Raw genomic sequence first — 18,473 nt, 5'->3', positions numbered from 1 at the left:
TTAGTTTCCGTTGTAAGCTTTAACAGTTTGTTTGCTGCTGCCTAAGCCGTCAATTCCCAATTCTACCACATCACCGGCTTTTAAATACCATGGTTCAGGTTTTTGGCCCAAACCAACACCTGCAGGTGTTCCGGTAGTAATCACGTCGCCAGGTAAAAGTGTCATAAACTGGCTGATGTAGGAAATCATGAAAGGAACATTGAAAATCAGATTCGATGTGTTTCCATCTTGTAATGTTTTACCATTCACGGTTAGCCAAAGGCGAAGATTGTGGACGTCAGCAATTTCGTCTTGGGTGGCAATAAATGGGCCGATAGGGGCGAATGTGTCGCAGCTTTTACCCTTAACCCATTGTCCGTTTCTTTCCAGTTGGAATTCGCGTTCGCTGTAATCATTATGCAAAACATAACCTGCAACATGATCTAAAGCGTTTTCTTCTGAAACATAACTGGCTTTTTTGCCAATCACGATAGCCAGTTCCACTTCCCAGTCAGTTTTTTTGCTGTTTTTTGGAATCACTAAATCGTCATTCGGACCAACGATTGCTGATGTTGCCTTAAAAAACAAAATAGGCTCCGTGGGGATCGCCGCATTGGTTTCTGCAGCATGATCTTTATAGTTTAAGCCTACGCAAATAAGTTTTGATGGGCGAGCAAGCGCTGCTCCCAAACGTACATTTTGATCAACCTCTGGTAAATCAGCCGACTCAAGATCTCTCTTTAATTTTTCCAAACCGTCGCCACCAAAAAAGGTCTCGTTATAATCATCAACCAATGATGAAGCGTCGTAATATTTTTCATTGATAATCACACCTGGTTTTTCAAATCCTGGTTCGCCAAATCGTATTAATTTCATTTTAGAAAGTATTTATATTGTATTTTATCTAATTATTTAATGTAGTAAAGCCGCCATCAATAGGATAATCGCAGCCGGTTATAAAAGAAGCTTCATCGCTACATAAATATAAAGCAAGGGCACCAACTTCCTCCGGCTTCGCCATCCTCCCAATTGGTTGAGTTTTCGAAAGTTTCTCAAACATTTCATCAATATTATCTGGATAGTTCTTTTGTAGAAACCCATCAACAAAAGGCGTATGCACTCTGGCTGGAGAAATAGAGTTGCATCTGATATTTTCGCCGATATAATCTTTTGCAACGCTCATGGTCATCGCTTTAACTGCACCCTTTGCAGTGCTGTAAACAAAACGATCTGGTAGTCCGATTAATGCAGCAATGGAAGCCATATTGATAATTACACCACCGCCAGCTTCCCGCAATTGTGGGATAGCAGCGTACAAGCAATTATATACGCCTTTTACATTCACACGCATTACCTTGTCGAAATCAGATTCTTCAGTGGTATCGGCCTTACCAATATGGGCAATGCCAGCGTTGTTTACCAAAATGTTAATCGCTCCGATTCTACTGAAAATTTCTTTTACTGCCTGATGGTCAGCAACGTCGCAAGCGTAACTAAAAGCCTTTCCGCCAGCCGCTTCAATTTCTGATAACGCTCCGGCAGCTTGTTCTACACCCAGCTCGATGATGTGCACTTCTGCACCTTGTTTTGCCAATATGGTCGCTATGGCTTTTCCAATTCCACTTCCACCACCTGTAACTACAGCTCGTTTATTTTGTAATGAAAACATATTTTTTTTCAGATTAATAATTGATAATTTGGTTAAAATCCTGATCGAAATCGGAGTAAGAAGCAAATATATACAACGCTTCTCTTTGTTTTTGTTTTTACACTTACAAATAAAGCAGATATTCTCGATTAAAAATTTGATCTTCTTACCAAAATACTTGCTGATGTTGTCATATTGCCTTTAAAGTTATTGAAAGATGGTTTACCTTGCAGAAATATTACAAAATCCAAAGGCTATAATACTTATATTTGAATAATTTATTTATATTTAAATAAGCTTTTTAACCAAATGTTATTTCCTTAGCCTTGTTTTCAAGGTTTGTTATTAGAGCCAACCGAATGAGAAATTTTCTGATTTTTATTTTCCTTTTTATTTCGAGCAGTGCGATAGCGAATTCAGTAACGCCAGCAGCAAAATCAAAAACCATCTATATATCCTCGCAAAGTGGTACACGTGAAAAGTTTGGGTTGAAACGCCTGACGGATGCGTTGATTGCAAGTGGTTATAACGTTAAGTTTAGTGTGGTTGATTATCGACAGAAGTTTGTAAAGGGTAAAAATTCTATTGTTATCGGCACTGCAGACGACAAAATTTTTAAACCGCAATTCCCGGTTTCAATTGTCAACAAGGCTTCTACAGCTGGTAAAGAAGGTTTTTCCGTTTCTTATGATCAAGATGGAACCCTTTATATTATAGGTGCAGACCATTCAGGAACCCTTTATGGTTGTTTGGATTTGACCGATAAAATTGCTGAAAACAAAGTTCTCCCAGCAAAGCTTTCCTATACCGATCATCCGGAAATGGTATTAAGGGGAACTTGCATTGGCCTCCAAAAACCCGATTATCTCCCTGGTCATGATGTTTATGAATATCCTTATACGGAGGAGTCTTTTCCATGGTTGTATGATAAAAAGCTATGGATAAAATATTTGGATATGATGGTTGAAAACCGTTATAATTCTCTTTATTTATGGAACGGACATCCATTTTCATCCTTGTTAAGGCTTAAAGAATATCCTTATGCGGTTGAAGTGGATGATGCGACTTTAAAAAAGAACGAAGAAATTTTCCGTTTTCTAACCAGTGAGGCTGATAAACGTGGAATTTGGGTTATTCAGATGTTTTATAACATCATTATCCCGAAACCTTTTGCAGACAAACATGGCTTGAAGACCCAAGACAGGAACCGTCCGATTATTCCTTTAATTGCTGATTATACACAGAAATCTATTTCTGCTTTTGTAGCAAAATATCCAAATGTGGGTTTAATGGTTGCGCTAGGCGAGGCCATGGAAGGTGTCGGTCAGGATGATATTGACTGGTTTACCAAAACCATTATACCCGGAGTGAAAGACGGTTTAAAGGCAGCCGGAATTAAAGAGGAGCCGCCAATTGTTTTACGGGCGCACGATACTGATGCACCGGCGGTGATGAAAGCAGCTTTACCTTTTTATAAAAACTTATATACCGAAAATAAATTCAATGGCGAGGCTTTAACAACTTACGAACCTCGTGGTGCATGGGCAGAGCTCAACCGGAAATTGGCAGCCATTGGCACGATAAACATTTCAAACGTTCACATCCTGGCAAATCTGGAGCCTTTTAGATATGGATCTGCAGATTTTATTCAGAAATCGGTTATAGCGATGAATAAAATATACAACGCTAAAGGTTTGCATTTGTATCCTCAACACAGCTATTGGGATTGGCCTTATGCCGCCGATGATGTGAAAGGAAGGATTTTAGAGGTAGATCGCGACTGGATTTGGTACAAGGAATGGGCAAGATACGCCTGGAAATCAGAACGTGATCGCCCACAGGAAATTAATTATTGGGGCAAGCAGCTTGCTGATAAATATGGTTCGAGCTTGGCGGATGGAAAATCAATCTTGAATGCCTATGAAGAGTCTGGAGAGATATCGCCAAAATTATTGCGTAGGTACGGCATTACCGATGGCAACCGCCAAACCTTAACTTTAGGTATGCTGATGACGCAGTTAATTAACCCTTTCCGTTACGGTTTATTTACATTGATGTACGAATCGGAAGCGCCAGAAGGCGAGATGATTATTGAGTACGCTGAAAAGGAATGGAAAAAACAAGGTCACATTGGCGAAACGCCTGTTCAGGTTGCTAAAGAAGTGGTGGAACATGGTAAAAAGGCATTGGCATCTATCGAAAAGGTAAAAGCAACCAAAGATATTGAAGAGTTTAATCGCCTTAAAAACGACATGTATTGCTATGACGAAATGGCTAATTTCTATGCAGAAAAGGTAAAATCAGCACTATGGATTTTGAGGTATAAATACTCTAACAACGTTGCCGATTTAGAGCAGGCATTGCCTTTTTTGCAAAAAAGTGTGGATCATTATGCTAAACTGGTTAAGCTTACTGAAAGCAGTTATTTATATGCCAATAGCATGCAAACCAAACAAAGAAAAATTCCAATGCGAGGAGTTGATAAAACTTTTATCCATTGGAAAGAAATGTTGCCTGTTTTTACAAAAGAATTAAACCATTTTAAAAAAAGCATCGATTCTTTAAAATTAGTAAACGGAGCAGCTGTTGCTAAAGTTATGCCTTACAAAACTGCTGAAGTGAATGTACTTAACGAATCTTCAAAATACATCATCAACAAAAATGTGGAGGTATTTACAGATACCACCGTTCAAATCAAAGAAGTTGCCGAACAATTGATCGGTTTGAGAGGAATAAAAATTTCAAAGGAAAAACAAGTTAAAACGGCTACTGAAATCAAATTTTCGACTAAAGCTCCAGTAAAGTTATTGGTGGGATTTTTCAATCAGAAAAACCCAAAATACCTGGCGCCACCTCAGTTGGAAACCGATGCAAGTGCAAATAACTATGGCCAGTCGGAAATTAAAATTTCGAATGCTTTGGTGATAAACGGCTTTCCGCCGGCAAACGTACATGCTTATTCATTCCCGGCAGGAACGCATACGTTAAATTTGGGTAAAGGCGAATGTTTAATATTAGGTTTTATTGATGATAAACAAGAACTGCGTATCTTCAATGCAGGCTTAGATGGTAGAGGAAAAGATATAGACTGGTTATTTGAATAATGAGAAATACACGAAATTTTATAGCGACCATTTCCTTGTCGGTTATGGCGTTTACGGGCTTTACACAGCAAAAATCTATTTTAGGCACTGAGAAATTAAATAGATATGTATCGTATTTTAATTCAATTGATGACGAAGCGGTAAAAAATTATATTCCAAATGCCGACGCTTTTAAATGGCTGGCAGATCAGGCGCCTTTATTCGAATGCCCTGATTCTGTTCTGGAACAAAATTATTATTACCGTTGGTGGACCTTTAGAAAGCATTTGGTTAAAACACCGGAAGGATTCATTTTTACCGAATTTATTGAACCTGTAAAACACGCTGGAAAATACAACTCTATCAGCTGTGCTTTAGGGCATCATATTTATGAAGGCCGTTGGTTAAAAGACAATAGCTATTTAAAAGATTATATTAAATTTTGGCTTTATAAGGCCGATGTTGGTCAAACAAAACAACGTTTTCATCAATTTAGCAGTTGGGTTGATGATGCCGTTTATCAGAACTATCTGGTAAAACCTGATCAGGGTTTTTTAAAAGAAATTCTTCCGGCACTTGATGAAGATTATTCCAAATGGGAAACTCAGCGACAACTTAAAAATGGCTTGTTCTGGCAACATGATGTGAAAGATGGAATGGAAGAATCAGTGAGTGGCTCAAGGAAGGATCAAAATCAACGCCCTACCATTAACAGTTACATGTATGGAAATGCTGTGGCTTTGGCGAAGATTGCTGAAATGTTTAGCGATCAAGCTTTGGTTTCAAAATATCAATCAAAGGCTAAAGCGATTAAAAAATTAGTGCAGGATAGTCTGTGGAATTCATCTGAATCATTCTTTGAAACCAGGAAAGCAAAAGGTGGTTCGGCTGATGTACGCGAAGCCATTGGTTTTACACCTTGGGATTTCAACCTGCCTGATGATAAGGCAGAATACGCAAAGGCATGGAATCAATTATTGGATACCGCCGGCTTTAAAGCTCCCTGGGGATTAACTACTGCCGAGCGTCGGGAGCCAACTTTTAGAACCCGTGGTACGGGTCATAGCTGCGAATGGGATGGTGCACTTTGGCCTTTTGCAAGCTCGCAAACCTTAAAAGGGCTTTCGAATTTGCTCACAAACTACAAAAATCACGGTAAAATGAGTGCACAGGTTTTTTACCAGGAACTGCATCAATATGCGGCTTCTCATGTGAAAAATGGCAAACCGTACATTGGCGAATATCAGGATGAAAAAACGGGAGAATGGCTAAAAGGCGATAATCCTAGAAGTAGTTTTTATAATCACTCCACTTTTAACGATTTGATTATTAATGACCTGATTGGATTAAAACCTCGTCAGGATAATATGTTAGAAATCTACCCATTAATCCCTAAAAATAAATGGGATTGGTTTGCTTTGGATAATCTAACATACCATAATAAAATAGTGACTTTAATCTGGGACAAAACCGGGAAAAAGTACAATAAAGGAAAAGGTTTTACGGTGTTTGTTGATGGAAAAGAAATTTATAGATCTAAAACATTGAAGCCTGTAAAAGTTGAGATGAACTAAAGAAAGCTGAAGACAGTAGTTAGTTTGACAGTTCGTCCTTTTCGCGACGGCGGAAATCTTCAAGCAGCATTTCCTGCTTTACGCTTAGTTAACTGTAAATGATCACATCATAAATTAAAAATATAAATAGTAATAAACAAAATGAAACACATCCTAAAGTCGCTAATCTTTTTACTATTAACAGGTTTTTATTTTTCCGTTAACGCACAATCGTTCTACAATGTTACCAAATATGGTGCGAAGAATGATAGTAGTAAATTGGCTACCGCTGCCATCAAAAAGGCAATTGATGCGGCATCAAAAGCAGGTGGTGGAACAGTTTATTTCCCAGCGGGAAAATATCTTACTGGTGCAATACATTTGAAAAGTAATATCACCATTTTTATTGATGCTGGTGCTGAATTGCACTTCAGCGATAACTTTGATGATTATTTGCCAATGGTGGAAAGTAGATACGAAGGGGTTGATGTTAAAAGTTTTTCGCCATTATTTTATGCTTATAAAGCGGAGAATATCTCCATCATAGGGCGTGGACTAATTGATGGCCATGGCAAGAAGTGGTGGGATTTTGTGGAAGGATATAAAGAAGGGCAAGCTCGTTCTAAATGGCAATATGAATTCGATAAATTAAACAAAGACATTCTTTTGCCAGATGATCCAAAGCAAATGAAACGAGGTTTTCTTCGCCCGCCTTTTATTCAAACCATGTTTTGTAAAAACGTACTAATCGAAGGCATTACCATACAGAATTCTCCATTCTGGACAGTTAACCCTGAGTTTTGCGAAAATGTAAAGATTCATGCAGTAACGATTAACAATCCGCACTCCCCAAATACGGATGGAATTAACCCGGAATCGTGTAAAAATGTTCACATTTCAGATTGCCATATTAGCGTTGGCGATGACTGTATCACGATTAAATCGGGTAAGGACGAGCCTGGAAGAAGAATGGCAATTCCAGCCGAAAATTATGTAATTACCAATTGTACGATGCTATCCGGTCATGGCGGCGTGGTGATTGGCAGCGAAATGTCTGGCGATGTGCGAAAAATTACGATATCTAATTGTGTTTTTGATGGAACGGATAGAGGAATCAGAATTAAAACTGCAAGAGGAAGGGGTGGTGTAGTGGAAGAAATTCGGGTGAGCAACATCATCATGAAAGATATTAAGCAGCAAGCCATTGTTTTAGACATGCAGTACGCTAAAACGAATGTAGAACCGGTGTCTGATCGAACCCCAAGATTCAGAAATATCCACTTCAGCAATATCACAGGCCAGGTAAACCAGGCAGCTTACCTCAATGGTTTAGAAGAAATGCCGATTGAAAATATCACGTTTAACGATATTAATATGGATGCAAAAACCGGCTTCGATATCAGTTTTTCAAATAAAATTGAATTTCATAATGTACAGGTGAACACAGAAATCGGTGCTTCTTTAAAGGTATCTAGAGTAAATAATCTGGTAATTAATAATCTTAAAACGTACACTCCGCATAACGATGCCGCAGTGGTAGACTTAAAAAATGTAAGTAATTTATTTCTTTACAATTCTTTTCCAGTGGCAGGAACAGGCACTTATTTAAGGTTAAGCGGTGCTGGAACGAAAAATATCTCTTTAGGAAATAACAATTTTAGAAACGCCAGGGTAGGTGTAAGAAAAGAAAAAGACGCCTTCGAAGCGATAGACTATGTTTCTGGTGATAAAGGACAATAGAACCCGATGAAAGTTAAATCGATTATTGTAATAGCTACGCTCTTATTTACCATCAAGGTTTCTGTTGCTCAACAAGCCAAGCAGGAACTCTGGTATAAACAACCTGCAGAAAAATGGACCGATGCCTTACCAATTGGAAACGGAAGAATTGGGGCAATGTTCTATGGCGGTGTAACTCACGACCATATTCAGTTTAACGAAGAAACTTTATGGACCGGAAAGCCTCGCGACTACAATCGGAAAGGCGCCTATAAATATCTTCCGGAGATTAGAGAACTACTTTTCGAGGGGAAGCAAAAAGAGGCTGAAGCACTTGCTCAGAAAGAATTTATGGGCCTGCAAAGCGAAGCAGGTAATCGTAAAGCATGGGTGGCGGAAATGAAGGAAGGTAAGGGAATGACTGGAAACCCTGCTTCAGCGAATTATGACGACAAACTCTGGAAAACAATTGCGGTACCCGCTTACGAAGGTTGGGAAACTGTGGGTTTAGCTAATGTTGATGGTTCAGTTTGGTTTAGGACAACCTTTGATGTAGCACAAAGCTGGGTAGGTAAAGATTTAGTACTTGATCTTAACAAAATTTTCGATCAGGACTTTACCTACGTAAATGGCCAATTGGTTGGCAATACCGATGGCCCCGATGCCAGAAGATATACTGTTCCTGCAAAACTGATTAAACCTGGTAAGAACGTAATTGCGATCCAGGTGCTTAACTATTACGATCGTGGTGGGATAGGTGGATATAAGGATACGAGTAAAAAGATCGGTATTTATCCCGTAGGTGCAACAATTGAACAGGGCGTTTCGTTAGTGAAAACCTGGAAATATAAAATTCAGGATCAAAATCCTCCAGCCGTTCCACAGTATCAAGCCAGTTATCAGCCTTTTGGTGATTTGAATTTACAGTTTGCTCATCAAGGTTCAATTAGTAAGTATAAGCGATCTCTTGATTTAGCCACTGCAACCGTTCGCACTGCTTATCAGGCAAATGGAGTTAATTTTATTAGAGAGTATTTCGCGAGTGAGCCTAACCAGGCGATCGTGATAAATCTTACTGCTGACCGTAAAAAATCAATCAGTTTTACTGCTGCTTTATCTAGTTTACATCAAAAGTCTGTGGTAAAAGTGTTACCGAATAACACACTTTCACTTACCGTAAATGTGAAAGATGGCGTATTGAGGGGTGAAAGCAGGTTGACTATCCAGGTTAAAAATGGATCGATAAAAACAATCGGTGAAAAAATTAAGGTTACAAATGCTGATGAAGCGACATTATATTTAACAGCGGGAACTAATTTTATAGATGCTCAAAACGTGTCTGGCGATCCAGCGGTGGCAAATATGCAAGCGCTAACCTCGTTGAAAGGTAAGTCGTACGAAGAAGTGAAGAAAAATCATGTTAAGGAATACCAGAGTTACTATAATAAATTCAAAGTTAATTTTGGTACCTCAGAAAATGAGATACTGCCGACTGATGAACGTTTAGTAAAATTTGCCAGCGCCAATGATCCTGCTTTCGCTGCACTTTACATGCAATATGGTCGCTATTTGTTGATATCCAGTTCAAGGCCTGGTACACAACCGGCAAATCTTCAAGGGATTTGGAATGATTTACTTACTCCACCATGGGGAAGTAAATACACCACAAACATTAACATGGAGATGAACTACTGGCCAACGGAAATTCTAAATCTTTCGCCATTAAATGAGCCTTTGGTTAAGAAGATAGAGGGTTTGGCGAAGGCTGGAGCCGAAACCGCTCGTGAATATTATGATGCCCCAGGCTGGGTTTTGCACCACAATACTGATATTTGGAATGCTACGGCACCTATCAATGCCTCCAATCATGGAATTTGGGTAAGCGGTGCCGCCTGGTTAAGTCAGCATTTATGGGAACATTATGCATTTAGCCAGGATAAACAATTCTTAAAGGAAGAAGCCTATCCCTTGATGAAAGGAGCGGCGTTGTTTTTCGATGCTTTTTTGGTTAAAGATCTGAAAACAGGTTGGTTAATCAGTACGCCTTCCAACTCTCCGGAAAACGGTGGCTTAGTGGCCGGTCCAACGATGGATCATCAGATCATCCGTACCTTATTTAAAAATTGCATTGCTGCTGCCGATATTTTAGGTGTTGATCCTGATTTTAGAAATTCATTGACAGCAAAGCTGAAGTCAATTGCGCCAAACCAAATCGGAAAATACGGCCAGTTGCAAGAATGGTTAGAAGATAAAGACGATACCACTGATAAACATCGTCACGTTTCCCATTTATGGGGTGTATTTCCCGGAAATGACATCACCTGGAGTCAGGATGAAAAGTTGATGAACGCCGCAAAACAATCTTTGCTTTACCGCGGCGATGAGGCCACGGGTTGGAGCTTGGCATGGAAGATTAACTTTTGGGCAAGATTTAAAGATGGCGACCATGGCATGGAAATGGTAAAAATGTTGCTTAAACCAGCGAAAAGTGGAGCCGGATCTTATGTAAACTTATTTGATGCCCACCCGCCGTTTCAGATTGATGGAAATTTTGGTGGTGCGGCCGGCATCGCAGAAATGATTGTACAAAGCCACCAGGGATTTATCGATATTCTACCTGCCTTACCAACAGAAATCCCTCAGGGAGATGTTAGTAGTTTACGGGCCAGAGGTGGTTTCGAGATCGAATTATCTTGGAAAGACGGCAAATTAACATCGCTTAATATCCTTTCTAAAGTTGGCGGTAAATGCAAAGTCAGCTATCAAAATAAAGCAATAGAATTCGATACAAAAGCTGGAGAAAGCTATAAATTGAATAAAGATTTTAAATTCTAACAATCGTCATTGCGAGGTACGAAGCAATCTGATTCATTAGTAAGATTGCTTCGTGACTCGCAATGAAGGTCAGGGCTAAGAAATATGAAGAATAAAAAGACATCATTTATCATTTTTTTTCTGTTTTTACTATCGAATACCCATGCTCAAAATCTTCGAAAAGATATTTCCCTCAATGCAAATTGGGAAACTGTAGCCAATGAAAAAGATATTAAGGCGCATGATGGTTTCCAATCGATCGGCTTTAAAGTTTTCAACTGGAAAACTGTAAACGTTCCCCACAACTGGGACCAGTACGAAGGATATCAAAGAAAACTTCACGGCAATAAACATGGTTACGCCTGGTATAGAAAAACCTTTAAAAGCAATGAACTTAAAACCGGCAAAAGGTTTTTCTTATACTTTGAAGGTGTTGGCTCTTATGCCACCATTTGGCTAAATGGAAACAAAGTTGGTTATCATGCTGGTGGAAGAACTACTTTTACTTTAGATGTGACGGATGTTATTAAATTAAATAATCAGGAAAACTTATTGGCTATTAGGGCAGATCACCCGGCAAACATCCAGGATTTACCCTGGGTTGATGGCGGTTGCTCTGCAGAAAGGGGGTTTTCTGAAGGTTCGCAACCTATGGGTGTTTTCAGACCTGTACATCTCATCGTAACCAATGAGTTGCGAATTGAGCCTTTTGGTGTTCACATCTGGAATGATAATAGGATTTCAGAAAAATCTGCCGTGTTAAATTTTGCTACTACTGTCAAAAATTATGGTTCAAAACCTAAATCAGTAACAATATACAACCAGTTGTTAGATGCTGAAGGCACTATCGAAAAAGCACTGCCAAAAAAAATAGTTATCCCCGCAGGGAAAGAAGTTGTAATTAATCAAAAAACGGATGAGATTATCAATCCCAAATTATGGTCGCTCGAAAATCCATATTTATATACTTTAAAAACTTCCATTATCGAAAATGGTAAGGTAATAGATGAAATAAAAACGCCTTACGGAATCAGATGGATTAGCTGGCCAATTGGTGAACAGGCAAATCAAAAAGTATTTCTTTTAAATGGGAATCCAGTTTTTATCAATGGAATTGCAGAATATGAGCACTTAATTGGCAACAGTCATGCTTTTAGCAATGAGCAGATTCGTTCGCGGGTAATGCAAATTAAATCTGCGGGTTTCAACGCATTCCGCGATGCGCATCAACCGCATAATTTACTTTACCAAACCTATTGGGATGAGCTGGGTATTTTAAGCTGGACCCAAATGGCTGCTCATATTTGGTATGATACGCCTGAGTTTAGAAAAAACTTTAAATCATTACTGGTCGACTGGGTTAAGGAACGCAGAAATAGTCCGTCGGTTGTATTGTGGGGCTTAGAAAATGAGAGTACTTTACCCGAAGATTTTGCAAGAGAATGCACCGAATTGATCAGAAAATTAGATCCAACGGCATCATCGCAACGGAAAGTAACCACTTGTAATGGGGGTAAAGGAACCGATTGGGATGTACCGCAAAACTGGACAGGAACTTACGGAGGCAATCCTGCAACTTATGGAGAAGACTTAAAAAGACAGGTTTTGGTTGGCGAATATGGTGCCTGGAGAACGATCGATCTCCATGAGGTTGACGCAAACGGGAAAGGTTTTACTGAAAACAAAATGACCGATTTAATGGAAACGAAAGTTCGTTTGGCAGAAACGGTAAGAGAGCAAACTGCAGGTCATTTCTTCTGGTTATACAGTTCACATGATAATCCGGGTCGGGTACAGGGGGGAGAAGGCCTGCGAGATTTAGATCGCATTGGTCCGGTAAATTATAAAGGAATGTTTACCCCATGGGAAGAGCCGACTGACGTTTTTTACATGTTCAGAGCCAATTATGCGCCAAAAGCTACTGAGCCCATGGTTTACATTGTTTCTCATACCTGGCCAAATCGCTGGTCAAAACCAGGGATAAAAGACAGCATTGTGGTTTATTCCAACTGCGATGAGGTAGAGCTTTTTAATGATGTGGATGGATCATCTTTAGGCAAGCAGAAACGTGGCGCCATTGGAACACATTTTCAATGGAATAAGCCAAATGTTAAATATAATGTGCTTTATGCGGTTGCATATGTTAATGGAAAAGCCGTGGCGAGAGATCAAATTATATTAAATAGTCTTCCAAAATCTCCAAACTTTGATCGCTTGGTAATTAATACCGATTTTTTAAAACCTCAAGATAAGTACAACTATTTATATCGGTTAAATTGCGGTGGCTCATCTTATCAAGATCATTTCGGGAACCAATGGTTGGCAGATCAACAGTTATCTTCCAATACTGAAAATTACGGTTCAACCTCCTGGACTTCCGGTTTTCCTGGAGTACCTTCATTTTTTGCTAGTCAGCGAAGAACCTTTTCGCCAATCGCGGGCAGTTCAGATTGGAAGCTCTTCCAATCCTTCCGTTATGGTAGAGATCAGCTGAAGTTTAGTTTTCCTGTTCCAAAAGATGGCGAATATTTAGTAGAGTTATATTTTATTGAACCTTGGCTGGGAATCGGCGGCGGCATGAATGCTGAAAAAATGAGGTTGTTTGATGTAGCAATTAACGACAAAACCGTGCTAAAGGATGTTGATATTTGGAAAGAAGCAGGTTCTAATACTGTTTTAAAGAAAACAGTAAAAGTTTTCAGCAAAGCGGGACAATTGACGATATCGTTTCCGCAGATCAAAGTTGGGCAGGCGCTTATTTCAGCCATTGCCATTGCCAGCTTAGATAAAATTCAAATCACTGAAAATCAGTCTAATTCGGTTGTGAGCATTCCATCTGGAAAGAATTTTAAACTCAGTAGTTGGATGGATATTGGCGATAAACAATTTATAGATTCGTCTGTGCAATTTACTTCCTTGCCACCTAATTTATATAGCGCAGAGTGGATTAAAATCAGTAAAGATAACAAAGATTTTGTTTTTAAGGTGAATGCAGTAGCTGATGTTTTCGTGGCTTTAAATGAAAGCGATGAAAAGCCAGCCGATTACGAGGATACCAAAACGCAGATTAAGAACAGCGATGGAGAAAGATTTATAGTCTTCCGTAAAAGGTTTTCAGCAAACGACCAGGTTTCAGTGAATGGCAAAATCAGGACGATAGCCATTGTTAAGCCAAGTGAACTTGAGCCAGCTTACGATTTGAAAACGGTGACTAGCTACAAAGCAACCGATGCAAAACTAGCAGGTCAAAGCATCGTTAAACAAAATTTAATGGATAAGCAACGCGTTATTTTTAAAGAAAGTAGCGGTGGAATTTTAGAATGGTCGATAGGCGTTGGAGTGGCCGATACCTATTCTTTAACCATCAAATACCATAATCCATTTTCAAAAATTTTAAAAGCTAAAATCGAATTTCTTTCTGCGGATGGCACGTTAATGAAAACAGAACAGGCCGAATTTGCCCCAACAAAATCAGGTAAATGGAATTATCTGAATACCAATACGGGCAGCATGATCAATGCAGGAAGTTATAAAGTGCGTTTAATTGCAACAGATGCGAAAGAGCTGGCGATTGATGCTTTGGACGTGCAATAGGATAGCATCAGTTGCGAGTTACCGGTTATTAGTTACCTGTTTAGGCTTTCTTCATTTACGGGTTGAAGGTTGTAGGTTAAAGGTTATGAATTCGTAAAATAGTGCTTAGCCTTCAAACGATTACTAGCGGATATAAACTCATATTGGACAAGTTTGTATTTTTCGGCTTGCAGACCTGTAACTGATAACTTGCACCGTAACACTATTCTTAAAGATAAGATGGTACAAGATGTAGCCAAAATCTTATATAAATGCTGATGTTTAGAAATGCATATTTGTTTTAACCAAATTAATAAACGAGCCAATAAGTAATGAAAGGTCTTCCTATTTTCGATCTTGCGATAATCTTCATATACCTTGTTGGGATGATATTAGTTGGGGTATATTTTTCAAGAAAAAATAAAAACTCCGAACAATTTATAAAAGCTTCGGGCCTTATTCCCGGATGGGCAATAGGTTTATCAATTTATGCCACGTTTCTAAGCAGCAATACTTTTTTGGGTGTTCCAGGGAAAGCCTTTGGAAGCAACTGGAATGCATTTGTTTTTAGTATTTCCATGCCGCTGGCCGCTTGGGTAGCCTCAAAATATTTTGTTCCTTTTTATCGCAATACAGGAGAAATCTCTGCCTATACACATTTAGAAAAACGTTTTGGCGCCTGGGCAAGGGTTTACTCCGTGCTTTGTTTTTTACTCACGCAACTCGCCAGAATGGGATCCATTTTTTTCGGGATAGCGTTAAGTTTACAAGCGCTAACCGGCTATTCCATGCAAATGATCATGATTGTGATGGGCATCTGCATTATATTTTACACGGTGTTAGGTGGAATCGAGGCAGTAATCTGGACAGAAGTGGTGCAGGCTGTAGTGAAAACATTCGGCGCTCTACTCATCCTGTACCTCATTATGACCAATATGCCTGGCGGCGTTTCTAAAATCGTGGAAATTGGTAAATCGGCAGATAAATTTAGTCTGGGAAGTTTTAAAATGGATTTTGTCGGCTCTTCGTTTTGGGTAGTATTGCTGTATGGGTTTTTTATCAATTTGAATAATTTCGGGATGGACCAGAATTATATCCAACGTTACCATACCGCATCGTCAAGTAAAGCTGCATCTAAATCCATATGGCTTTGTGTATGGTTATATATTCCAGCATCGCTATTGTTTTTTATTATAGGATCTTGCTTGTTTGCCTACTATGAAGTTAATCCCGACTTGGTGCAGTCCATCAAACATCAGGTAGCACTTGAAAGATTGCCCGTTGGTACAAGTGCCTCAGAGGTTTTGAAACTTCAAAATGCATTGCTTCCATCAGATTACGGCGATAAGATTATGCCGCATTTCATGGTCACCAAAATTCCGATGGGGTTGGTTGGATTAATCGTTTCAGCAATTTTATCGGCAGCAATGAGTACCATCAGTTCCGGTATGAATGCATCTGCAACGGTTTTCTCTGAAGATATTTACAAGCGATACATCAAACCCGATGTAACGGAAAAACAGAATCTGTCGCTGCTACACATTGGAACGATGGGTTTTGGCTTATTGGGGATGATTGCCGGAATTGCAATGATTGGCGTCAAAAGCATTTTGGATGTTTGGTGGGAACTATCTGGGATATTTGCTGCTGGTATGCTGGGTTTATTTTTACTTGGAATTATTAGTAAACAAACAAAAAACCACGAAGCAATAATCGCAACCATCATCGGAATTGTTGTCATTATCTGGATGACATTTTCCACCCTATTACCACCGGAGTATGAAAATTTCAGGAACCCTTTGCATAAAAACATGATTATCGTAATCGGCACGCTGACCATATTTTTAGTTGGAATTCTCGTTACCAAAATCAAGAAGAAAAAAATAGAACCTGCAAATTAACATCACTGGATTTGCACAAATTATCATATTAAATCCCACATCAATATAAAATGGAAAATGCACAAAAAGGGTTTATCCCAGTAATGCTTACACCTTTTTTAAGTAACGGCGAAGTAGATTATCCTGCCCTAACACAATTAACCGAAATCTATTTGCAAGCGGGTTCTTCTGGCTTATTTGCTAATTGCCTTTCGAGTGAAATGTTTGAATTAACTGAAAAGGAACGTATCCAAGCCATTAAACATGTAATAAAAGTAGTAAATGGTTCGGTACCGGTGGTGGCTACCGGAACCTTTGGCGGTACAATTACTAAGCAAGCAGATTTTGTTAAAGAAGTGAGTGATTTAGGCGTTGAAGCTGTAATTGCCATCACAGGTTTGTTGGCAGACGAGCAGGAGAGCGACGCTGTTTTTAATGATCGGGTTTATGACTTGCTGAATCAAACTGGCAAAATTCCCATCGGCTTTTATGAATGTCCTGTGCCTTACAAAAGAGTTTTGAAACCTGAACAGTTGGCGGATTTTGTATCGACAGGAAGAGTAATCTACCACAAAGATACCTGTCTGGATTTAACACAGATTAAAGAAAAACTTAGGCTAACACAAGGCAACGCTTTTGGTTTATACGATGCGTATATTGTGCATGCGGTAGAATCTTTAAAGGCGGGGACGTCTGGTTTATCCTGCATTCAGGGCAATTATTTTCCGGAGTTAATCGTATGGCTTTGCGACCACTATAATGATGAGAGTCTGGTAGAAGAAGTAAATGCTGTTCAACAATTTTTAATCGATAACATGGATGTAATGCACAATGTTTATCCAATAGTTTCGAAATATTTTCTTCAAAAACGAGGGTTAAATATCTCAACATTTACGAGGAGAAATGTAGGGTCATTTACACCGACCATTGTTAAGGAGGTAGAGAAATTATATGACGATTACACTGCTTTAAGAACGGATTTAAATATTCAGGTATTTATTTAGTTTGGCCGCAGATTCTAAGATGATAATCAATAATTTTAAATCTCTGCACTTCAGTATTACAAATTGAACGATTTTTTGTGATTTCGTATCAGGCGAGTTGCAAAATCATAATTAATTATTCTTAATCAATATTCGGATCTGTGGCCCAGATATTATGATGCTAATTCAAATACTTTCGTTTATAATCTAAGGGCGTCATCCCGGTAACTTTCTTAAAATGCCGGTAAAAGTTTGAAACGTTGTTAAAACCGCAATCAAAACAGATCATTTCAGTAGGGAGCTTATTTTCTATTAGAAACCTGCAGGCGTGGCTTACCCTTATCTCAATCAGGAAATCATAGAAAGTCTTTTTGGTCATCAACTTAAAATAACGGCAAAAGGAGGTAACGCTTAAATTGCTCAAATTAGCTACCTCTTCAAGTGTAATGTCCTTTTTATAGTTGCTTAAAGTGTAATTACAGATTTTATTAATGCGCAAAGTCTCTGATTCGTTCGATTGATAAAAAGTATTTTTGCTCGTCACGATGGTCGAATACTCGTCAGTTTCGGCCAATGTTTTCAGTATAGATAACAGAATAATAATGCGGTCTAAATTTGTCGCATCAATAGCAGAACGCATTAGCTTAACCAACTTTTCTTTTGCAGTTCCATTAATAACCATTCCACTTTTTGCTTTTTCAAATAGCTTTGGCAATAAATAGGCTTCGGGTAAATTGAGCATATATTTTCCCAGGCAATCGGGCAAAAAATGAATTACCATCGCTTCGGTGTTAAGCTCCCGGTTATTTTGGAAGTACTCATCCTTACAGCGCCAGGTGTGAGGTAAGTTTTCGCCCAGGAGAATCAACTCATCCGGCTCAAAATTACTGATGTTATCGCCAATAAACCGAACACCTTCTCCTTTCATTACATAATGCAATTCCAGTTCTGGATGATAGTGCCAAATATTTCCAAAATCAGGTTTAATATCATGACGGATACTAAATGAACTTTGAAGCGTAACAGGAACTTTATGAAAGTGAGGTTTCATATTTATTGAACTAATATTTGGTTAAGATTAAATATCGTTATTATTTAATCGTGCTGCTAATTGACTTAAAGTTAGTAAGTTTTATGGTAACATCCTATATTAATTTGATAAAAACGATTATTAAATAACGTTTTCTATTGTTGAGTTTTGTATATAGCCCAATAAGGTTTAACCAAAATATAAGCTGACA

General features: G+C 38.8%; 10 protein-coding genes. 7 read left to right on the top strand and 3 right to left on the bottom strand.

Going from position 1 to position 18,473, the window contains the following annotated elements; all coding sequences use genetic code 11:
* Positions 1-855 (bottom strand): fumarylacetoacetate hydrolase family protein, encoded by an 855-nt coding sequence (locus tag ASE92_RS06375; RefSeq protein WP_056849199.1) that lies wholly within the window; start codon positions 853-855, stop codon positions 1-3.
* A gap of 28 nt (positions 856-883) precedes the next feature.
* Positions 884-1,648, bottom strand: a complete 765-nt coding sequence (locus ASE92_RS06370; protein ID WP_056849198.1) for an SDR family NAD(P)-dependent oxidoreductase — start codon at positions 1,646-1,648, stop codon at positions 884-886.
* Positions 1,649-1,986: 338 nt separating this feature from the next.
* Here ASE92_RS06370 and ASE92_RS06365 point away from each other — a divergent pair, with 338 nt between their 5' ends.
* The 7 genes from ASE92_RS06365 (at position 1,987) to ASE92_RS06335 (ending at position 17,253) form a co-directional block, all read left to right on the top strand.
* Positions 1,987-4,731 (top strand): hypothetical protein, encoded by a 2,745-nt coding sequence (locus ASE92_RS06365; protein ID WP_056849197.1) that lies wholly within the window; start codon positions 1,987-1,989, stop codon positions 4,729-4,731.
* Complete coding sequence (locus ASE92_RS06360; RefSeq protein ID WP_056849196.1) at positions 4,731-6,284, top strand: glycosyl hydrolase family 65 protein; 1,554 nt, start codon at positions 4,731-4,733, stop codon at positions 6,282-6,284. The genes ASE92_RS06365 and ASE92_RS06360 overlap by 1 nt, the downstream gene beginning before the upstream one ends.
* Positions 6,285-6,425: 141 nt before the next feature.
* Positions 6,426-8,003, top strand: coding sequence for a glycoside hydrolase family 28 protein (locus ASE92_RS06355; RefSeq protein ID WP_056849195.1), 1,578 nt, complete (start codon positions 6,426-6,428; stop codon positions 8,001-8,003).
* 6 nt (positions 8,004-8,009) lie between these two features.
* Positions 8,010-10,817 (top strand): glycoside hydrolase N-terminal domain-containing protein, encoded by a 2,808-nt coding sequence (locus ASE92_RS06350; RefSeq protein WP_056849194.1) that lies wholly within the window; start codon positions 8,010-8,012, stop codon positions 10,815-10,817.
* A gap of 84 nt (positions 10,818-10,901) precedes the next feature.
* Positions 10,902-14,390 (top strand): malectin domain-containing carbohydrate-binding protein, encoded by a 3,489-nt coding sequence (locus ASE92_RS06345; protein ID WP_056849193.1) that lies wholly within the window; start codon positions 10,902-10,904, stop codon positions 14,388-14,390.
* Positions 14,391-14,701: 311 nt separating this feature from the next.
* Positions 14,702-16,270: a sodium:solute symporter gene (locus ASE92_RS06340; protein WP_056849192.1), complete on the top strand. Its 1,569-nt coding sequence runs from the start codon at positions 14,702-14,704 to the stop codon at positions 16,268-16,270.
* Positions 16,271-16,320: 50 nt separating this feature from the next.
* Positions 16,321-17,253 carry a dihydrodipicolinate synthase family protein gene (locus tag ASE92_RS06335; protein WP_056849191.1) on the top strand — a complete coding sequence of 311 codons (933 nt, stop codon included), beginning with the start codon at positions 16,321-16,323 and terminating at the stop codon, positions 17,251-17,253.
* Between the two features lie 160 nt (positions 17,254-17,413).
* Here ASE92_RS06335 and ASE92_RS06330 read toward each other — a convergent pair whose 3' ends face one another.
* A complete protein-coding gene (locus ASE92_RS06330) occupies positions 17,414-18,283 on the bottom strand; it encodes an AraC family transcriptional regulator (RefSeq protein WP_056849190.1) in 870 nt (289 codons plus the stop codon).
* Positions 18,284-18,473: the final 190 nt, after the last annotated feature.

Source organism: Pedobacter sp. Leaf41 (genome assembly GCF_001422545.1).
Classification (GTDB): domain Bacteria; phylum Bacteroidota; class Bacteroidia; order Sphingobacteriales; family Sphingobacteriaceae; genus Pedobacter.
This window is presented reverse-complemented; position numbering and strand designations above follow the sequence as displayed.